This window comes from Ruminococcus hominis, from assembly GCF_014287355.1.
In the GTDB taxonomy this organism is placed as follows: Bacteria; Bacillota; Clostridia; order Lachnospirales; family Lachnospiraceae; genus Schaedlerella; species Schaedlerella hominis.
In genome coordinates this window covers 1,415,058-1,434,047 of record NZ_JACOPE010000001.1, presented here as the reverse complement: position 1 = coordinate 1,434,047, position 18,990 = coordinate 1,415,058, and the positions used below count along the sequence as shown (strand labels likewise).

At 37.7% G+C, this 18,990-nt stretch carries 15 protein-coding genes; 4 read left to right on the top strand and 11 right to left on the bottom strand.

The annotated features are described in order from the left end of the window. Nucleotides 1-186: 186 nt before the first annotated feature. The 9 genes from H8S40_RS06285 to H8S40_RS06245 form a co-directional block, all read right to left on the bottom strand. Nucleotides 187-1,602 (bottom strand): oxaloacetate decarboxylase subunit alpha, encoded by a 1,416-nt coding sequence (locus H8S40_RS06285; protein WP_022076469.1) that lies wholly within the window; start codon nucleotides 1,600-1,602, stop codon nucleotides 187-189. A 23-nt stretch (nucleotides 1,603-1,625) separates the two neighbouring features. Beyond that, nucleotides 1,626-2,777: a sodium ion-translocating decarboxylase subunit beta gene (locus H8S40_RS06280; RefSeq protein WP_022076470.1), complete on the bottom strand. Its 1,152-nt coding sequence runs from the start codon at nucleotides 2,775-2,777 to the stop codon at nucleotides 1,626-1,628. 21 nt (nucleotides 2,778-2,798) lie between these two features. Next, complete coding sequence (locus tag H8S40_RS06275) at nucleotides 2,799-3,164, bottom strand: biotin/lipoyl-containing protein (protein ID WP_022076471.1); 366 nt, start codon at nucleotides 3,162-3,164, stop codon at nucleotides 2,799-2,801. Nucleotides 3,165-3,180: 16 nt separating this feature from the next. After that, nucleotides 3,181-3,951 (bottom strand): OadG family transporter subunit, encoded by a 771-nt coding sequence (locus tag H8S40_RS06270; protein WP_118723735.1) that lies wholly within the window; start codon nucleotides 3,949-3,951, stop codon nucleotides 3,181-3,183. Nucleotides 3,952-3,965: 14 nt separating this feature from the next. Continuing rightward, nucleotides 3,966-5,402, bottom strand: coding sequence for an acyl-CoA carboxylase subunit beta (locus H8S40_RS06265; RefSeq protein ID WP_186864862.1), 1,437 nt, complete (start codon nucleotides 5,400-5,402; stop codon nucleotides 3,966-3,968). A 166-nt stretch (nucleotides 5,403-5,568) separates the two neighbouring features. Further along, nucleotides 5,569-6,948 carry a D-alanyl-D-alanine carboxypeptidase family protein gene (locus H8S40_RS06260; protein ID WP_243238201.1) on the bottom strand — a complete coding sequence of 460 codons (1,380 nt, stop codon included), beginning with the start codon at nucleotides 6,946-6,948 and terminating at the stop codon, nucleotides 5,569-5,571. A gap of 88 nt (nucleotides 6,949-7,036) precedes the next feature. Next, nucleotides 7,037-7,609 (bottom strand): SMC-Scp complex subunit ScpB, encoded by a 573-nt coding sequence (scpB, locus tag H8S40_RS06255; protein WP_022076475.1) that lies wholly within the window; start codon nucleotides 7,607-7,609, stop codon nucleotides 7,037-7,039. 4 nt (nucleotides 7,610-7,613) lie between these two features. Next, a complete protein-coding gene (locus H8S40_RS06250) occupies nucleotides 7,614-8,366 on the bottom strand; it encodes a segregation and condensation protein A (RefSeq protein ID WP_117989891.1) in 753 nt (250 codons plus the stop codon). A 13-nt stretch (nucleotides 8,367-8,379) separates the two neighbouring features. Continuing rightward, nucleotides 8,380-9,249 carry a metallophosphoesterase gene (locus H8S40_RS06245; protein WP_243238199.1) on the bottom strand — a complete coding sequence of 290 codons (870 nt, stop codon included), beginning with the start codon at nucleotides 9,247-9,249 and terminating at the stop codon, nucleotides 8,380-8,382. A 251-nt stretch (nucleotides 9,250-9,500) separates the two neighbouring features. Between H8S40_RS06245 and H8S40_RS06240 the strand changes: the two genes are divergently transcribed. Beyond that, a complete protein-coding gene (locus H8S40_RS06240) occupies nucleotides 9,501-10,715 on the top strand; it encodes a D-alanyl-D-alanine carboxypeptidase family protein (protein WP_243238198.1) in 1,215 nt (404 codons plus the stop codon). Between the two features lie 70 nt (nucleotides 10,716-10,785). Next, the gene (locus tag H8S40_RS06235; RefSeq protein WP_118737008.1) at nucleotides 10,786-11,502 is read left to right on the top strand and encodes a J domain-containing protein; all 717 of its coding nucleotides are present in this window, start codon (nucleotides 10,786-10,788) and stop codon (nucleotides 11,500-11,502) included. A 21-nt stretch (nucleotides 11,503-11,523) separates the two neighbouring features. On the opposite strand, the gene H8S40_RS06230 is transcribed toward H8S40_RS06235, so the two are convergent. Continuing rightward, on the bottom strand, nucleotides 11,524-13,953 hold the full coding sequence (locus H8S40_RS06230; protein WP_186864861.1) for a cation-translocating P-type ATPase: 2,430 nt from the start codon (nucleotides 13,951-13,953) through the stop codon (nucleotides 11,524-11,526). Between the two features lie 205 nt (nucleotides 13,954-14,158). Between H8S40_RS06230 and H8S40_RS06225 the strand changes: the two genes are divergently transcribed. Both H8S40_RS06225 and H8S40_RS06220 read left to right on the top strand, forming a co-directional pair. Beyond that, nucleotides 14,159-15,520 carry a Mur ligase family protein gene (locus tag H8S40_RS06225; protein ID WP_118723741.1) on the top strand — a complete coding sequence of 454 codons (1,362 nt, stop codon included), beginning with the start codon at nucleotides 14,159-14,161 and terminating at the stop codon, nucleotides 15,518-15,520. Beyond that, a complete protein-coding gene (locus tag H8S40_RS06220) occupies nucleotides 15,517-16,275 on the top strand; it encodes a type 1 glutamine amidotransferase (protein ID WP_186864860.1) in 759 nt (252 codons plus the stop codon). The genes H8S40_RS06225 and H8S40_RS06220 overlap by 4 nt, the downstream gene beginning before the upstream one ends. A 53-nt stretch (nucleotides 16,276-16,328) precedes the next feature. On the opposite strand, the gene H8S40_RS06215 is transcribed toward H8S40_RS06220, so the two are convergent. Next, a complete protein-coding gene (locus tag H8S40_RS06215) occupies nucleotides 16,329-18,953 on the bottom strand; it encodes a cation-translocating P-type ATPase (RefSeq protein WP_186864859.1) in 2,625 nt (874 codons plus the stop codon). Nucleotides 18,954-18,990: the final 37 nt, after the last annotated feature.

Sequence of the window (18,990 nt, the reverse complement as noted above, 5' to 3'; positions counted from 1 at the left end):
CTATAGAGGTGGGAGTCATCTCCCAGCTGATATAATGTTTTATCAAGCCTGAACCACACTATTTTTATTATAACATATTTCTTTGCTTTTTTACCAATTAAAATATTTGTCTGTATTTCCTATATTTCTCTCCAAAGAAAAAGGGTCCCTTTCAAACCGAAAGCGACCCTGATATTTTACTTATTCTTATACTGGATATGCTCCATTTTCTGTATCTGCAACCGTTGCATCTACTTTTGTCTGCTGTGCTTCTCTGTATTTAAAGAAATCAATAGCTACCTGTGGGAATAATGCATATGTCAATACATCTTCATCCTGCTGAATGTACTGTGCACACTCTTTACGAAGTGTATCAAGCTCATCTGGAATCAAATCTGCCGGACGACATGTAATGATTTCCGCATCCTCTCCGATAACTTTCTTCTGTACTTCTGGATTAACTGGTTTTGCAGTCTTTCCATATTTTCCAGCAAGAACATCTTTTGTTTCTTTTGTAGCCATTTTATAACGTTCACCCATCAATACATTGAATACAGCCTGTGTACCAACAATCTGTGAAGAAGGTGTTACAAGTGGTGGCTCACCAAGATCTTTACGTACGCGTGGTACTTCTTCCAATACATCATAGAACTTGTCCTCTGCTCCCTGCTCAGCAAGCTGTGATGTCAGGTTTGAAAGCATACCGCCTGGTACCTGGTAAAGAAGAGTCTTGATATTTACACCAAGGTTCTTTGGATTGAGCAGACCACTGTCTAACGCTTCATCACGAATAGGTCTGAAGTAATCAGCAATCTCAGAAAGTAATGTCTGATCTAAGCCTGTGTCATATTCTGTTCCCTTGAATGTCTCTACCATAACCTCTGTAGCCGGCTGTGATGTTCCCATTGCAAATGGAGAAATTGCTGTATCAATAATGTCAGCACCTGCCTCTACAGATTTCAAATATGTCATTGATGCAACACCAGATGTGTAATGTGTATGCATCTCGATCGGAATATTTACTGTATCTTTTAATGCCTGTACAAGTTCTGTTGCTTTGTAAGGTACAAGAAGACCTGCCATATCTTTAACACAGATAGAGTTTGCACCCATATCCTCGATTCTCTTCGCAAGATCTTTCCAGTATTCCAGTGTATAAGCATCACCCAATGTATAAGACATTGCTACCTGAGCATGTGCTTTTTCTTTGTTTGCTGCTGTAACTGCTGTCTGTAAGTTACGGATATCATTCATACAATCGAAAATACGAATGATATCAATTCCGTTTGCAACAGATTTCTGAACGAAATATTCTACAACATCATCTGCATATGGACGATATCCAAGGATATTCTGTCCACGGAATAACATCTGTAATTTTGTATTTTTAAATCCATCTCTGAATTTACGAAGTCTCTCCCATGGATCTTCTTTTAAGAAACGAAGGGAAGCATCAAATGTAGCTCCTCCCCAACACTCTACTGCATGGTATCCGACTTTATCCATTTTCTCTACGATTGGCAGCATCTGCTCTGTTGTCATTCTTGTAGCAATCAGAGACTGATGAGCATCACGCAGAATTGTTTCTGTAATTTTAACTGGTTTTTTTACAACTTCTGCCATTGTATTTGTCCTCCACTAATATTCTACTTCACACCGAAGATGGCCATAAATGTTCCGGCCGCAACTGCTGTACCGATAACTCCGGCAACGTTTGGTCCCATTGCATGCATCAGCAAGAAGTTTGTAGGATCTGCTTCTGCACCAACTTTCTGAGAAACACGTGCTGCCATAGGAACGGCAGATACACCTGCTGAACCGATCAGCGGATTTACTTTTCCACCTGTAGCCTTACACATAATCTTACCAAAGACAACACCTGCTGCGGTACCAAATGCAAATGCGATCAAACCAAGAATTACAATTTTGATTGTATCCCAGTTCAAAAATGCTTCCGCACTTGTTGTAGCACCTACTGATGTACCAAGCAAGATAACAACGATGTACATCAATGCGTTAGAAGCTGTATCAGAAAGCTGTCTAACAACACCTGATTCTTTGAACAAGTTACCAAGCATCAGCATACCAACCAATGGAGCTGTTGTTGGAAGAATTGTACATACTACGATCGTAACAATAATTGGGAACAAAATTCTCTCCAATTTTGATACCGGACGGAGCTGTTCCATCTTAATTTTACGCTCTTTCTCTGTTGTGAGGAGCTTCATAATTGGTGGCTGGATAATTGGTACCAATGACATATATGAATATGCTGCTACTGCGATTGGTCCCATAATTGCAGTCTGTGACAATTTACCTGCAAGGAAGATGGATGTTGGTCCATCAGCTCCACCGATGATAGAAATTGCTGCTGCCGCTTTATCAGAGAATCCCATAGCCATAGCTCCAAGATAAGCTGCAAAAATACCAAACTGTGCTGCTGCTCCAAGAAGGAAACTCTTTGGGTTAGCGATCAATGGTCCGAAATCTGTCATTGCTCCAACACCAAGGAAAATCAATGATGGAAGAATTGACCACTCATCTAATACATAAAAGTAATAAAGAAGTCCACCTGTTCCATTTGCCGCATCTTCTGCATGAAGCATAATATCTGGATAGATATTAACAAGCAACATACCAAATGCGATTGGAACAAGCAGCAACGGCTCAAAGCCATGTCTGATTGCTAAATATAAGAACACACATGCAACTGCAATCATGATCAGGTTACCAAATGTAAGATTCATAAATGCCGTCTGCTGCACGAGGTTCGATAGCGTATTTGAAATATATTCCATTTTTCAAACCTCCTGGTCTAACTAGTTTAATGTAGCTAAAACTGCTCCTGATTCTACGGCGTCTCCTACTGCTACATCAATACTAGCAACTGTACCAGCCTCTGGGGCAACTACTGGGATTTCCATCTTCATAGCTTCAATGATAACTACTGCATCACCAGCTTCTACTTTCTGTCCAACGCTTGCTTCTACTTTAAATACTTTACCTGCTGCTCCTGCTTTAACCTGGATGCTTCCTGCTCCTGCCGCTTTAGCTGGTGCTGCTGCAGGTGCTGCAACTGGTGTTGCTGCTACAGGTGCTGCTGCAACTGGTGCTGCTCCTGCACCTTTTTCTTCTACTGTTACGTCATATACATTGCCATTTACTGTAATTGTATAGTTTTTCATTCTTGTATCCTCCTGATTAACTCCACTTATTGGATTTTCTTCTCTTAATAGAACGAACAACAAAACCGTCTGTTGAAGTTCCCTCTGATGCTGCGATTGCTGCTGAAATTACAGCAATAAGCTCACTATCATCTGTTGCCGGTACCACTTCAACTGGTGCCGGTGCTGCTGCAGAAGCTTCCTTCTTTGTTTCAGCCTGTGGTTTTTTACTAAACTTATTCTGAATTGCAGGAATAAATTTAAACAGGGAAATGATAAATGAGATAAAGATCAATACAACAAATACAGTTCCCATACCTAACACTGTGTTAAGTCCTGCTTTTTTCAAAATCTCAGCCATGCCATAGTGGCCATTGACTGTGATGCTGTCCATGTTCATCTTCTCGTCAAATGTGAATTCCAGGTCACCATCTCTTGTTTCGCCTTTGAATGGTACAGTCAATGTAGCGCTGCTGCTCTTTACTGTCAGCTCATAATCCCCAAGATCTGAGATTGTACCGCACTCATCCAAACCTGCTTTCCAAGCATCAATCATAGATTTAAAATCATCTGCTTCGATTGGAAGACCTGACTGCATCAATGTCAGATTCAATTCGAGGTCTGACATGTCAGCAAACTGATCCAGATTCTCCTCGGACATATTACTGAAACTTGTAACGATTGTGTCAGCATACTGTTCCATCGTAGCCTGATCATATTCTGCCTCTTCACTAGCCTTGCTTCCACATCCTACAAGACTCAAGACTAAAATGAGGACAAGTCCTAATAAACTGAATTTTTTCTTCACTTTGCCTCACCTCACTAAACCGTACCGTGTTTTTTGTCCGGACGATCCTCTCTCTTTGTGAACAACATCTCGAATGCTCCGATTACATATTTTCTTGTATCTGCTGCTTCGATGATTGCATCAACATATCCTCTTCTTGCTGCAGACATTGGACTTGACTGAAGTTCTTTATACTCTGCTGCTTTCTCTTTCAATGTATCTGCGTCAGCACCTTCATACATGATCTTAGCAGCCATAGTTGCATCCATCATTCCAACTTCTGCTGTTGGCCATGCAAATACCATATCTGCTCCGATTGATTTACTATTCATTGCAACATAAGCACTTCCGAATGCTTTACCTACGATTACGTTTACTTTTGGAACTGTTGCATTTGCAAATGCATATGTGAGTTTTGCAACACTTCTTGCCATATCTTTCTCAGCTTCTTTTGTCGCCTCAAATCCTGTCACACTTGTCAATGTAAGTACCGGGATAGAGAATGCATCACAGAAGTTGATGAAGTCTGTTGCTTTCTTGCATCCGTCAACTGTAAGAACTGCATCAAAGCTTTCTGCATTTCCTTCAGCGTCATATACTTTAGAACGATTTGCAACAGCTCCGACTGTCATACCATTCAGACGGATAAATCCTGTTACCATCTCTTTCGCATAATCTTTTTTTGTCTCAAAGAATACATTGTTGTCAGCGATTGTTGCAAGTGCAATACCTGTGTCTTCTGCTGCGTTTGCAAGATCAGAACAAACACGGTTCAGATCATCTGTACACTCTTCATATGAAGCATCATCTTCATTATTTGCTGGGATCATGCTAATCAATGTACGGATCTGTCCAAGGATTTCTGCCTCTGTTCCAATTCCATCAACAAGACCTGCTGTCTCACTCTGATATGCAGCACTTGCTGTATCACATTTAGAAACTTCGTTTCCTTCCAAAGCATTTGGTGAATTTACAAAAAGCTTTCCTTCTTTGCTTTCCATAAATGTAAAATCTGTAAGTCCTGGAACAACTGCCAATCCGCCACCACACATTCCAAAGATTGCTGTGATCTGTGGTACAACACCTGAAGCCATTGCCTGTTTATGATACAGGCTTCCAAATGCCTCTAGTGCGTCTGTTGCTTCCTGAAGTCTAAGTCCTGCACAATCTACAAGACCGATCACAGGTGCTCCCATCTTCATTGCCATATCATAAATATTTGCGATTTTTTTTGCATGCATCTCTCCGATAGCACCCTTTAACACTGTAGCATCCTGACTGTATACATACACAAGATTGCCATCAATCACTCCATAACCGGTAATAACGCCGTCAGACGGAGTTTCTTTTGTCTGTAAGTTAAAATCTGTATTTCTTGCTGTTACAGCACCACCGATTTCAACAAAGCTTCCCTGATCAAGCATTGCGGCAATTCTTCTGCTTGCTGGGTTTCCAGTTGCATTGTAGCTCATATTCTAGCCCTCCATATTGTAAATATTTTTAAAATAAACCAAAATTTTTGCCTATTCTAGTATAAACCACTCTTATCTAAATTTCAATCAACAAAATACATATTTTGTCATTTTTTTCACACGTTTCTTAATTTTCACGTTATTGCAATTTCAATTCACATTACTATTATAATAGGAAGTTTTCCACTGTTTTTCTTGCACACCATTTATAATTTCTCCTTTCAATGGCATTTTTTACTATCAGCGTTTGTCTTTTTACGACATTTCCATCTAATAAGTACTGTATTTCTCCCACTTCTGTTTTTGCTTCAACCGGTGCATATAACTGTTTTTTCAGTACAATTTGCAAATGTACTTTTTGATCTTTCCGAACCAAAAGCTGTTCCAACTCTGCTGAATCTGTATTTTCTCCATCTTCCATATATTTCATCCACACTTTTGTATACGATTTTCCACTTATTTTCCCATTATCCGGAACTCCATTTACAACTGGAATTTTAATATCTGCCAATTCTTTTGAAATGTTTTCCTTTCCTATCATAACATATTCAAATGAGTCCAATCCATATTGTATCAATTTACGTGTATCCTGCCATTTATAGCCCTTGTTATTTGGCCAGCCACAACCTAAAAGTGCAACAATTAATTTTTTATTATTTTGTTCCAAAGCTCCTACATAACAATATCCTGCCTCACCCGTAAATCCTGTTTTCCCTGCTATTGCACCCTCCATCATTTTCAAAAATGCGTTATGGTTGTTGCATGTATACTTGTATACATGTGAGCAATCTTCAAAATGATATATTTCCGTCTGTGATATTGCCAAAAACTGTTTTGCCTGTTCTGAATCCTGTATACAATATTTCATGATTTGTGCAAGTTCTTCTGCTGTTGTCTGATGACCTCCGTTTTTGTCTGAAGCATCTAATCCATTTGGTGTAATAAAATAAGTATTTTTACATCCTAAGCTTTGTGCTTTTTGATTCATCATATCTGCAAAACCCTCCACACTGCCTCCAATATGTTCTGCAATCATGACCGCCGCATCATTATGGGATTCCAACATCAATGAATATAACAAATCCCTCAACAAAATTTTTTCTCCTTCGACAACTCCCAATCGTACTTTAGGCTGATTTACTGCATTTGTACTTGCTGTAACAACATCATCCAAATCACCATATTCTAATGCAAGAATGCAGGTCATAATCTTTGTTGTGCTTGCCATCGCACGTTTTTGTCCCCCATTTTTTTCAAACAATATTCTCCCGCTTTTTGCATCCATGAGCACCGCAGATTGAGCATATAAACCATGCGGTTCCTGAATCTTATCTTTTTCAGATGCTTCTGTTTCTTTTGTATTTTCTGATTTTCTAGTAGTATACACCCTCGTCTCATTCACCATACTTATCGGAACAGAATAAATTTCTTTATTCGAGCAGATAAAATCCCACAAAAAATAAAAGCCAATGATAAATATCGATGCAAGCATCAACACCTCCATGGCTCTCTTTTTGTTTAATATTCTGTTTTTCTTCAGCATCATAAATTCACCCGACATTATTTATTAACTATTATATGCTAATCTATTTGCTATATGTCTTGCAAATTACAACTTTACAAACGAATCTACTTTACAAATTCAATTTCAGTTCCGCTTCATCTTCCGCCTCTTCTTTAAACTGCTCAATTTGATCCGTATTAAGCATCGGAAGTTCATCTAAAGACTGTACACAAAATCTCCGCAAAAACTCTTCTGTTGTTCCAAATAAAATAGGGCGTCCCGGAGCATCTAACCTTCCAACCTCTTCTGCTAAACCATATTCAACCAGCTTATTAACTGCATGATCTGATTTCACACCTCTGATTTTTTCAATCTCAATTTTTGTAACCGGCTGTTTATACGCTATAATAGACATAGTTTCCAATAATACATCCGTTAAAACATGTTTCTTCGGTTGTCTTGCAACACGAATTAAATATTCATAAGCTTCTTTTTTGGTACACATCTGAAACGCATGATCTAACTCGATAATCCGAATCCCTCGATCCTTTGCTTCATATCGTTTCATCAATTTATGTATCAATTCTAACGTTGTCTCTTCATCCTGTTCAATTGCACGTGCAATCTTATTTAGCTCAACAGATTCTCCCATTGTAAAAAGAATTGCTTCTATCGCCCCCTGAAGTTCCTTTTCTTTTTTCATTTTATTAACACTCCTGTATCTGAGACTCTATGATAATCTCACCACAAGTCTCTTCCTGCTCTACCTTGATCATTCCGCTCTTCATCATTTCTAAAATCGCAAGAAAGGTTACTACCACATGCATCTTGCTTTTTTGTTCCATCAATAATTGTCGGAAACTAAACCTGCCATGTGTTCTTGCATAAGATTCTACATAAGCCATCTTATCCGGAAGGGGAACCTCTTCTTTTTCTATTTTTCCAAATTTACTTCGAATAGGATCAATTTTTCGCTCCTGCCGCTTCATGACTTCTTCGAAAATTTTATGTAATCTCTGCAGATTCAAATCTCCCAATAGCAAATCTAAATCAACCGGCTCTTCATATTTTAAAATTTCATCAGGAACTGACGGATTCTTATACATAATATACTCCGAATCCATTTCCCTATCTTTTAGCTCATAAGCCATATATTTATACATTTTATATTGTAGTAATTGTTCCACAAGCTCTTGACGCGGATCTTCTTCCTCGCCTTCTTCGTTTACTTCCTTCGGAAGCAACATTTTGCATTTTATATCTAATAATGTAGCAGCCATCAGCAAAAATTCACTCATAATATTAAGATCTTCTCTTTGCATCTGATGTATATATTCCATATACTGATTTGTAATTTCAACAATTGGAATATCGTAAATATCTACTTTGTTTTTATCAATCAGGTGCAAAAGCAAATCTAATGGTCCCTCAAACACCTCTAATTTTATAGGAATCCCCATATGTATTCTCTCTTTACTGTTTACTTATTTGAAATACGATCAATTCTGCCGGATTAAACAACCGAATATTGACTGTATGTGTTCCCAGACCACGACTTACGATTGCTGTCTGATTTCCTTTGACTTTCATCTCTCCTGCATGCTTTGGAAAAAGATGAAATTGCGGTGTTATTACACTTTTGCCATTCGGAAGACAAATCAAACCTCCATGCAAATGCCCGGACAAAGTAATATCTGCCCCCCATGCCTGGTACGCCTCCATATATTCTGGATTATGCGCCAGCAATATCTGAATCTCTTCCTGCTTTGCCGAACCAACCTTCTGTGCTATATCACCTTTAGTCACCTTATGAGTTTTCATCTTTTCATATACTTCTATCCGTAATTCCAAGCCTGTCAAAGACAATTTATTTCCATCCAACTCTACTTCTGCACTTTCATTTTCCAAAAAACAAACTCCTGCATCGAGCAATCGTTTTTTATATTTAACAAATGCATCTCCATATTTTTCCGGCTTTTCTTTCATACGTTGTTCATGATTTCCATTTGCATAATACACCGGTGCAATCTTACAGATTGCTTCCACGAATTTTGCTGCTGATTCATATGAGATATCTTCTTTTCCGACCAGAATATCTCCTCCAATTAAAATCAGCTCTGGATTTTCCATCCTTATCTTATCGATCAGTTTCTTATTATGTAAGCCGTACTCATGATTGTGGAGGTCACTCAAAAATATGATTTTACCGCTTTTTTCACCATTCCATTTTGGTGACAGTACTTTGTATCTCGTAATACAAAATGTGTGTAATTCTCTTTTAACCTCAGCAAACACGCCCGCTATTAATAACAGAATAACTATACAAAACCACATTTTCCACATATGTTATGTTTCCTCGTTTCCTATTATCTTAATAATTTTTCATTTTTATACGACAAATATGCCCAATCCATTTTATATTAACATTTTTCTTTTTGGAATTCAACTATTGCAATCCTTGAGTTTCCGCAATATATGAACCATTCCCGCAATATTGTTTTGATTAGATCATCAATATTTTGAGATAATATATTCGAATTACTAAAACAGGATATGAATATAAATAGATTAAATAGTTTTATGGTGTGTGTCCTTTGAAAAACAAAAAAATATTATTTCTACGAAGTTTTTGTCTGATTCTAGGATTGATAATCCTCGTAATAGGAAATCATAATTTCATCCTTTTTGCCAAAGAAAATCAAAAAAATCCCAAAATACTCGCCAACATTGAATTACATGCGCCTTCTGCAATCTTAATGGAGGCATCTACCGGAACTATCCTTTACGAAAAAGATCCCGATACACCACGTCCGCCTGCCAGTGTAACGAAAATCATGACAATGCTTCTGATTTTTGACGCTTTGGAAGAAGGAAAAATACACTTAGATGATACTGTGCCTGTTTCAGAACATGCCGCTTCTATGGGAGGTTCTCAAGTATTTTTAGAGGTTGGTGAAACCCAAAGTGTAGATACCATGCTAAAATGCATTTCTGTCGCAAGTGCAAATGACGCATGTGTATGCATGGCGGAATATATTTGCGGCAGCGAGGAAGAATTTGTCCGACAAATGAATCAACGTGCAAAAGAATTAGGTATGAACCACACCACATTCATCAACTGTAATGGACTGGATGCAGATGGTCATGAAACAAGTGCACGGGACATTGCACTCATGTCAAAGGAACTGATTACAAAATATCCTCAGATTCATGATTATTGTACTATCTGGATGGAAAACATCACTCATACAACACGTAAAGGGACATCTGAATTTGGACTCACTAACACGAATAAACTTATTCGTCAATATGAATATGCCACTGGCCTGAAAACCGGCTCCACAGGATTAGCAAAGTTTTGTGTCTCTGCAACTGCCAAAAAAAATGATATCGAATTAATTGCCGTGATTCTTGGTGCCGATAATTCTAAAACTCGTTTTCAAGATGCTGTCACTTTATTAAATTATGGGTTTGCCTCCTGCCAGATTTATAAAGATTATTCACCTCCTAAACTCGGAAAAATAAAAATAATTGGCGGTGTAAAAGAAAACATTCCTTGCAAATACAAAACTACATTTCAATATCTCGATACTAATGGACAAAATCTATCGGCTATAACAAAGCACTTAGAATTAAAAAAAGAACTGCACGCACCTATCCAAAAAGGAGATTCCGTTGGAAATTTGATTTATAAATTAAACGGAGAAGAAATAGGACGAATCCAAATTCTGGCTGCTGTTTCTAGTGATAAAGCCAGCTTCTGGGATTGTCTGAAAAAATTACTTTCTTTCTACTTTCATGTTGCTTAAACAGTTGATTTTTTTTATTTCTTGCCTTACAATAAATAACTAGGTATTTATTAACAATCAAGGAGAACTTATGGCAAAACGCACATATTATCATATACTTGGCGTTTCCCGAGACGCCAGTTTAGAAGAAATTACAGCTGCTAAAAACGCATTGGCAAAAGTGTATCATCCGGATGCCAATATGCATACAGATATCGATACCACTGCCCAGATGCAGGAAATCCTCGAGGCTTATCGAATATTATCGAATCAGGAAAAAAGGAAGGCCTATGATTTAGAATTAGGTGGTGGAAAGAAACGTGTTTTCCGTACATTTAATATGGAAGAAGAAGCAAAACAAGCAAAGAAAAAACCTGAAGCAGACTCTTTTGTAACTTATTGGAATGCTGCACAAAGACTAAATGAAATTGTTACAAAAAGTTCTATGCTTATCCAACGAGAGTCCAAACGAAAAAGCATTCCAATTAAAATACTGGAAAAATTTGGAAACAAAGAATTTGAATCACCTGCTTTGAATGCTGAATTAGAACATTTGTCTATCGAAGCCTTAAAATATATTACAACATTAAAAACTGCTAATATTCCCATGCAATACTGGAATTCTGAAACAATGAACTGGCTGTTGATTCAATGGGGGCAGGGTGTATATCCAGATCATCAAACACTTCTTGCACAATATGATGTTTATTTAGCTCAGAACAAAACCAGTTCAGAACGAATGAAATTAAACAACGAAAACAAACAATTTCATCATCACTTAAAAAAGCTGCTGACTTATGCTCTATAAGTCAGCAGCTTTCATTTATAATCATTCCGTCGCTTTTCCACGAAGTCGCAAATAATAAAACCTTGTTTTATCTACAAGAATTGTCAAAAATCTAAATGCTGATTCTGTTGCAATTGAAAATACTACAAACAACATAATGCATTTTACAGACATTCCTGTGATTGCAAACAGTCTATGAAGATATACACTGCAGAACAATAGCCCTGCGATACACCCCATAAGAATTCCAACACGTAATTTATTCATTGGTGCACTAATCTTAAACAAAATCATAAATCCGACTATTGCAAGCAGCATCGTTGCTGCAGTCGAAATATCTTTTGAATCCACACCAAAAGTCTGTCCAAATATCACCAAAGCCCCTACCGCCAGGACATCTGTCAATGCTGCCGGTAATGCTTTCAAGAACACATTTGTAAGGAAATGACCTTTGATAATATTTTTGTTTGGCTCCAATGCAAGGAAGAAAGCCGGAACACCAATCGTAAACATACTGATCAAAGAAATCTGTGATGGTTCCAATGGATAAGTAATCATAAATACCACAGAGAACATCGACAATAAAAATGAGAAAATATTCTTCACAAGGAACAAGCTTGCCGAACGCTGAATATTATTTACAACACGACGTCCTTCCAATACAACCTGTGGCATACACGAAAAATCTGATTCCAGTAACACAAGCTGGGATGCTTGTGCCGCTGCATCACTTCCTGATGCCATCGCAATACTGCAGTCTGCATCCTTCAATGCAAGTACATCATTGACACCATCTCCTGTCATGGCTACTGTTTTTCCTGCATCCTTCAACATCTGAACAAACTGCCTCTTTTGATTCGGAGTAACTCGTCCAAATACATTATATTTTAATACTGCATCTCTCATTTCTTCTTCATCTTTGAGTGTAGATGCATCGATATAGCGTTCTGCGCCTTCTACCCCGGCTTCTTTGGCAACCTCCGACACTGTACGTGGATTATCCCCGGAAATAACTTTCACTTCAACTCCTTGCTCTGCAAAATATGAAAAGGTTTCTTTTGCAGCTTTACGGATTGGATTTGCCAGCATCAAATATCCTAATGGGCAAATTGGTTTTGCCAATTCATTTCCATCTATTTCTCCATCATATGTTCCAAATACCAGAACTCGCAGCCCCTTAGCGGCATAACTTTCAATGTCTTCCTCATATTTTTCATACGCTTCTTTCAAAACAAACTCTGGTGCACCTAATACATATGCTTCGTCTTCAAATGTAACACTACTATACTTTGTTGCTGATGAAAATCCCGTTTTTGAAATCGGTTTGCGTCCAGAAGCATGTGGAAAACTCCTTTTAATTGCTTCCATCGTAATGTTATCTCTATCCATTGCCGCAGCAAAATCTCCAATCAGCTGACTAAGCGGTGCCATAGTCTCTTTATCATATTCATCTGTCGGTTTAAACTCCCGGACTTCCATTGTATTATCTGTGATTGTTCCTGTTTTATCTACACAAAGTACATTTACACGGGCAAGTGTTTCGATACACTTCATATCATGAAGCAGAACCTTCTTTGTAGCAAGACGCATGGCACTAACTGCTAATGCCACACTAGCAAGCAAATACAATCCTTCTGGGATCATTCCAATTACTGCTGCGACCATAGATGTTACGCTAGAACGAAATCCTTCCCCTTGAAAAAAGAAAGCCTGTACAAATAAAAGGATTCCAATTGGAATAATTGCAATTCCGGCAACCAGTACTAATTTATCCAGAGCACGTATCATCTCTGATTGTTCGCTGTCCTGCATCTCTTTTGCCTGCAAAGTCAATTTTGAAATGTAAGAATCCTCTCCTACTTTATCCAAACGAGCCCGACATTCTCCCGATACAATAAAGCTTCCAGACATCAATATGTCTCCCGGCTGTTTTGTAATCTCGTCCGCTTCTCCTGTCAAAAGAGATTCATTGACCTGCACAGTACCTAAACATACTTCAGCATCTGCACAAATCTGATTTCCTGCTTTAAAAACCACAATATCGTCGAGCACTAATTTTTCTGCATCTACCAGGCTTTGTTTTCCATCTCTTATAACCATTGCATGCGGTGCATTAAGCATCGTCAGATTATCCAGTACCTTTTTTGCTCGGATCTCCTGTATAATTCCTATTAACGTGTTAGCAATAATAACCGGTAAAAATGTCAGATTTCGAAATGAACCGACAAGGCACAACAATATTGCCAAAATCAAGAAAATCAAGTTAAAATACGTAAATACATTCTCATGAATAATATCACGAGTTGTCTTTGATGGTGGATCTACCGCCCTGTTTGTCCATCCATGCAACCTGTGTTCCTGCACTTGTTGTGAAGTCAGTCCTTGCTCTGGATTCGGTGTATATCTCGTTGTTGGAATACGTTTTACTTCTTGTTTTTTTTCTGTCTTTTTCTCTAAGTTATTTTTTTTCAATATTAACCAACCTCGTTTTCCTTTTTATAGCATTCATTTTATCATAGCCACAAAAAAATTCCAGTATCTTTATAAAATATTCAGAAATTCCTCGATTTCCTTGTTTTATTATGTCTCTTCACTTATAATAGTACAAGTATCGGCAGAATTCTATATTTTAGTTCTTGCTGACTATAAAACATAAAGAATGAAAGAGTGAGTCATTATGAAATTAAGAAGCAGATTAGCAATTCGCTGTGCGAAACTAACCAGTATTTTGATTAAAAAAATGAATCGCGGAAGTGGAGTTACTCTCCCTGGGTATGTTGCGCGAATCATTGACCCTAATATTTTGAACACGATGTCAAAACAAGTACGTGAAAAGACCATTGTAACAATGGGAACAAACGGAAAAACTACAACAAACAGTATTTTATATCACGCATTGAAGGCGGAGGGAAAGAAGGTTATCATTAACCGAACAGGTGCCAATATGATGAACGGTATCATTTCTGCATTTGTTCTTTCTACTGATAAGCACGGACATTTAGATGCAGACTACGCCTGCATCGAGGTAGATGAAATCGCATCTGTCAATGTTCTTCCTCAGCTCAAACCTGACTGTGCTTTATTAACTAATATTTCACGTGACCAATTGGATCGCTTTGGTGAGGTTGATATCACTTACAATAAGTTGAAAACAGCTGTCACAAGTGTCCCTGATACAACATTGATCATTAACTGCGATGATATTTTATCCTACTCTCTTGCAAAGGACTGTGGTAATTCTTACATCACGTATGGAATCAGTGAACAGATTTTTGATGACATTTCCCGTTCTGAGATTCGTGAAAGTATTTTCTGTCGTTCTTGTGGTACAAAACTTGAATATGAATTTTTCCATTATGGACAACTTGGTATCTATCATTGTCCAAATTGTGGATTTAAACGTCCAGACCCGGATTATACAACAACCAATGTTGTATTAAAGGATGAATTATATTCCTTTGATATGGATGGCATGCATATTCAATCCACAGCGCGTACTCCATACAATATTTATAACACATTATCCGCTTATGTGGCATTACGTGCATTACACGCACCACAACAACATTTCCAGAGTATGATAGAATCTTTCGATTATGGTAATAATCGCGAAGATATTTTTAATATCAACGGTGCACGTGTACAACTTCATTTATCTAAGAATCCAATTGGATTCCAGCAAAAGGTTTCACTTGTACTCAAAGATCCAAAACCAAAAGATATCATTATCCAGATTAATGATACCTATCAGGATGGTGAAGATGTCTCCTGGCTTTGGGATGTAGATTTCCAGTATCTTGCAGATGCCAATGTATCTACCATCCTTACAAATGGAACTCGCCGACACGATATGGGACTGCGTTTAAAATATGAGGATATTCCTTGTGGTTCTACTACAGATTTAAAACAGTCTGTTGAAGATTTAACTAAGAATGGCACAAAAAATCTTTATATTATTGTCAACTACTCTGGTCTGTATCGCACAAACCACTTATTAAATGAGATGCAAAAGGAAACGGAAGGAGAACTGAAATCATGAAATTAACAATCGGACATCTTTATCCTGATTTATTGAATCTTTATGGTGACCGCGGCAATATTCAATGTTTTCGTAAACGTTTAGAGTGGCGTGGGATCGAAGCAGAAGTCATTCCTTTTCTTTCTGGCGACAAAATTGATTTTTCCAAACTTGATATTGTACTATTAGGTGGTGGATCTGACAGAGAACAGGAACTGGTTTGCGGATATTTAAAAGAGATCAAAGCTGATTTTAAAAATTACGTTGAGCAAGGTGGCGTTGTTCTTGCTGTATGTGGTGGTTATCAATTATTAGGTAAATATTATAAAACTGATAAAAAAATGATTGAGGGGCTTGGTATTCTCAATATCACAACAGAATGGGAACCTGAACGTCTGATTCGAAACATCATTTTACAAAGCCCTCTCTTCTCTGATCCTGTTGTCGGCTTTGAAAACCATGGCGGACGTACCTATATCAATGACCATACACCATTTGGAAAGGTATTCTTCGGACTTGGCAACACTGGAAAATCCGGTTATGAAGGTGTAGTTTATAAGAACGTTATTGCAACATATCTTCATGGCCCACTCCTTCCAAAGAATCCTCAGGTATGTGATTACTTATTGGAACGGGCATTACAGCGTAAATATGGAGAAAATGTATCATTATCTCCACTTCCTGATAAATTGGAACATAAAGCAAATAGTTATATTTTTGATCGTTATAATGACAAAAAATATGTACTCCAAGAAACAATTAAACGTTATACCTAAATTGTTTTCATCAACAAAAATGAGCAATCACAAACGATTGCTCATTTTTTGTATTATTTTTTTCTGGATTTATAATATCCTTGAATAGTTTTTATCAACTGAATCACCGGAAGATTTAAAAATGCAAGGAAATATACCATCAAAAGCTGTGTTATTGTCAATGTCTGAACCTTGAATAATCCTTGTAAGCCCGGAATCATAATTACTAATGTTACCAAAATCGTTCCTAATGCAAATGCACCCAGCAGATATTTATTATTAAAGAATCTTCTTGTAAATATTACCGGTTTATCTGACTTACAGTTAAATCCATGTACCAATCTTCCCAAACACAGCGTTGCAAATGCCATTGTGCTTGCAAGCGTTGTATTTCCGCTGCGATATCCTATCAGAAATGCTATCATAGAGATTGCACCAATTACAAAACCATCAACCCCGATTCTCGCCAAAAAAGATCTTGTTAAGATTGATTCCTGCATCGGTCTAGGTTTATCCAGCATGACCTCTTTCGTATGCGGTTCTAATCCAAGTGCAATTGCCGGAAGGCTGTCTGTCAACAGATTAATAAACAACAAATGAACCGGAGCAAACGGAACCGGTAAGTTCATAACCGATGCATATAGTACCGCTAAAATCGCTCCAAAATTACCTGATAAAAGGAATAAAATTGCCAGTTTTATATTTCGGTATAAATTTCTTCCATTTTCTACCGATTTCACAATTGTTGCAAAATTATCGTCTGTCAGAACAACCGCTGAAGCATCTTTTGCAACCTCGCTTCCCGTAATTCCCATTGCGACACCTATATCTGCCTGTTTTAATGCAGGAGCATCATTCACGCCATCTCCTGTCATTGCTACGACATTTCCTTTTTCTTGCCATGCACGGACAATTCGGATCTTATGTTCCGGAGATACTCTTGCATATACAGATATATGCTCAACAAAATCCTGTAATTCTTCATCTGACATGCCTTCAATCTGAGCGCCTTCACATGCTTCTGATTCATCTTGCAGAATGCCTATTCTCTTTGCAATTGCAGCTGCTGTTACTTTATGATCTCCTGTTATCATAATCGGACGTATTCCAGCTTTCTTACATTCTGCTACCGCCGCCATTGATTCTTCTCTCGGAGGGTCCATCATTGCTATCATACCTAAGAAAATCAAATTATTTTCATCATCATATGATAATTCCCACTCGTCCACAACTTTCTTATATGCAAATCCTAATACTCGCAATCCTTCTCTTGAAAATTTCTGATTGTCCTCTTCAATTTTTTGTTTATCCTCTTTTGTAATCGGACGGATTATTCCATTCTCCATTATTTGTGTTGCTCTGGATAATAATACATCCGTTGCCCCTTTTACAACCATAACAGGAATGCCTTCTATTGTATGTTTTGTCGACATCATTTTCCGATCACTATCAAACGGAATCTCGCTTTCCCTTGGATATCTTGCTCGAATTTCTTCAACATTAATATCCAATTTTCCACCAACATTCAAAAGTGCTGTCTCTGTAGGATCTCCAATTTCAACACCATCAATGTTAGATGCATCATTACACAAAACACTAAATGTAAATAACTTTCTTTGAATTTCAGAATCCATATCAATGTCTTCTGACGAAATTCTTGTTTTATTTACATAATAATCTTCTACAGTCATCTTATTTTGTGTCAATGTTCCTGTTTTATCAGAGCAGATTACTGACACACTGCCAAGTCCTTCAACAGCTTGTAATTTTCGGATGATCGCATTTTCTTTTGCCATTTTCTGTGTTCCGAATGACAACACTATTGTCACTATCGAACTAAGTGCCTCTGGAATTGCTGCTACTGCCAGCGCAACCGCAAACATGAATGCATCTCCTACACTTCCTCCTTGCAAAATATTTACTCCAAAGAGAACGCCACAGAATATTAATATCAAAATTGACAGCTTCTGTCCAAATTGATCCAGATTTACTTGTAACGGAGTTTTCTTGTCTGCTGCATTTTGTATCATGCCTGCAATTTTACCAACTTCCGTATTCATACCAATTCCTGTTACAATATAGGTAGCTCTTCCATAGGTAACAAAACTACCTGAATACAACATGTTAGTCCTATCGCCAAGTGCAATTTCTGACTCACCTTTTATACATATTGTTGTTTTTTCAACTCCTACACTTTCTCCTGTCAATGCACTCTCATCAACCTTGAGCGTCGCTGCTTCCAAAATTCTTCCGTCTGCCGGAATGAAATCTCCTGCATCTAGATGAACAATATCTCCTACTGTAATTTCTGTAGATGGGAGCAATACAACATTTCCATTTCTAAGTACTTTAGCCTCTGGACCTGACAGTTTTTTCAAGCTCTCCAATGACTGTTCAGCTTTTCGTGTTTGAACAGTTCCGAGCACTGCATTCATCGTAATTACAACCAATATTACAAGCGCACTTTCCCAATCTCCAAGCACACCAGATACGATTGCAGAAATGATTAGTATAATAACTAAAAAATCTTTGAATTGTTCCAAAAACAACTGTAGTACAGATTTCTTTCCTACAGTCTCAATTTCATTCCGGCCATATTTTGCAATATGTTCTTTCACCTGCGATTCTGTCAATGGTTCCAGAGTTCCATTCACACTTTGACAGACTTCTTCACCAGTCATATGATAGTATTCTTTCATACCAGTTCTCTCCTTCTTTCAAATTATTTAAAAGGAA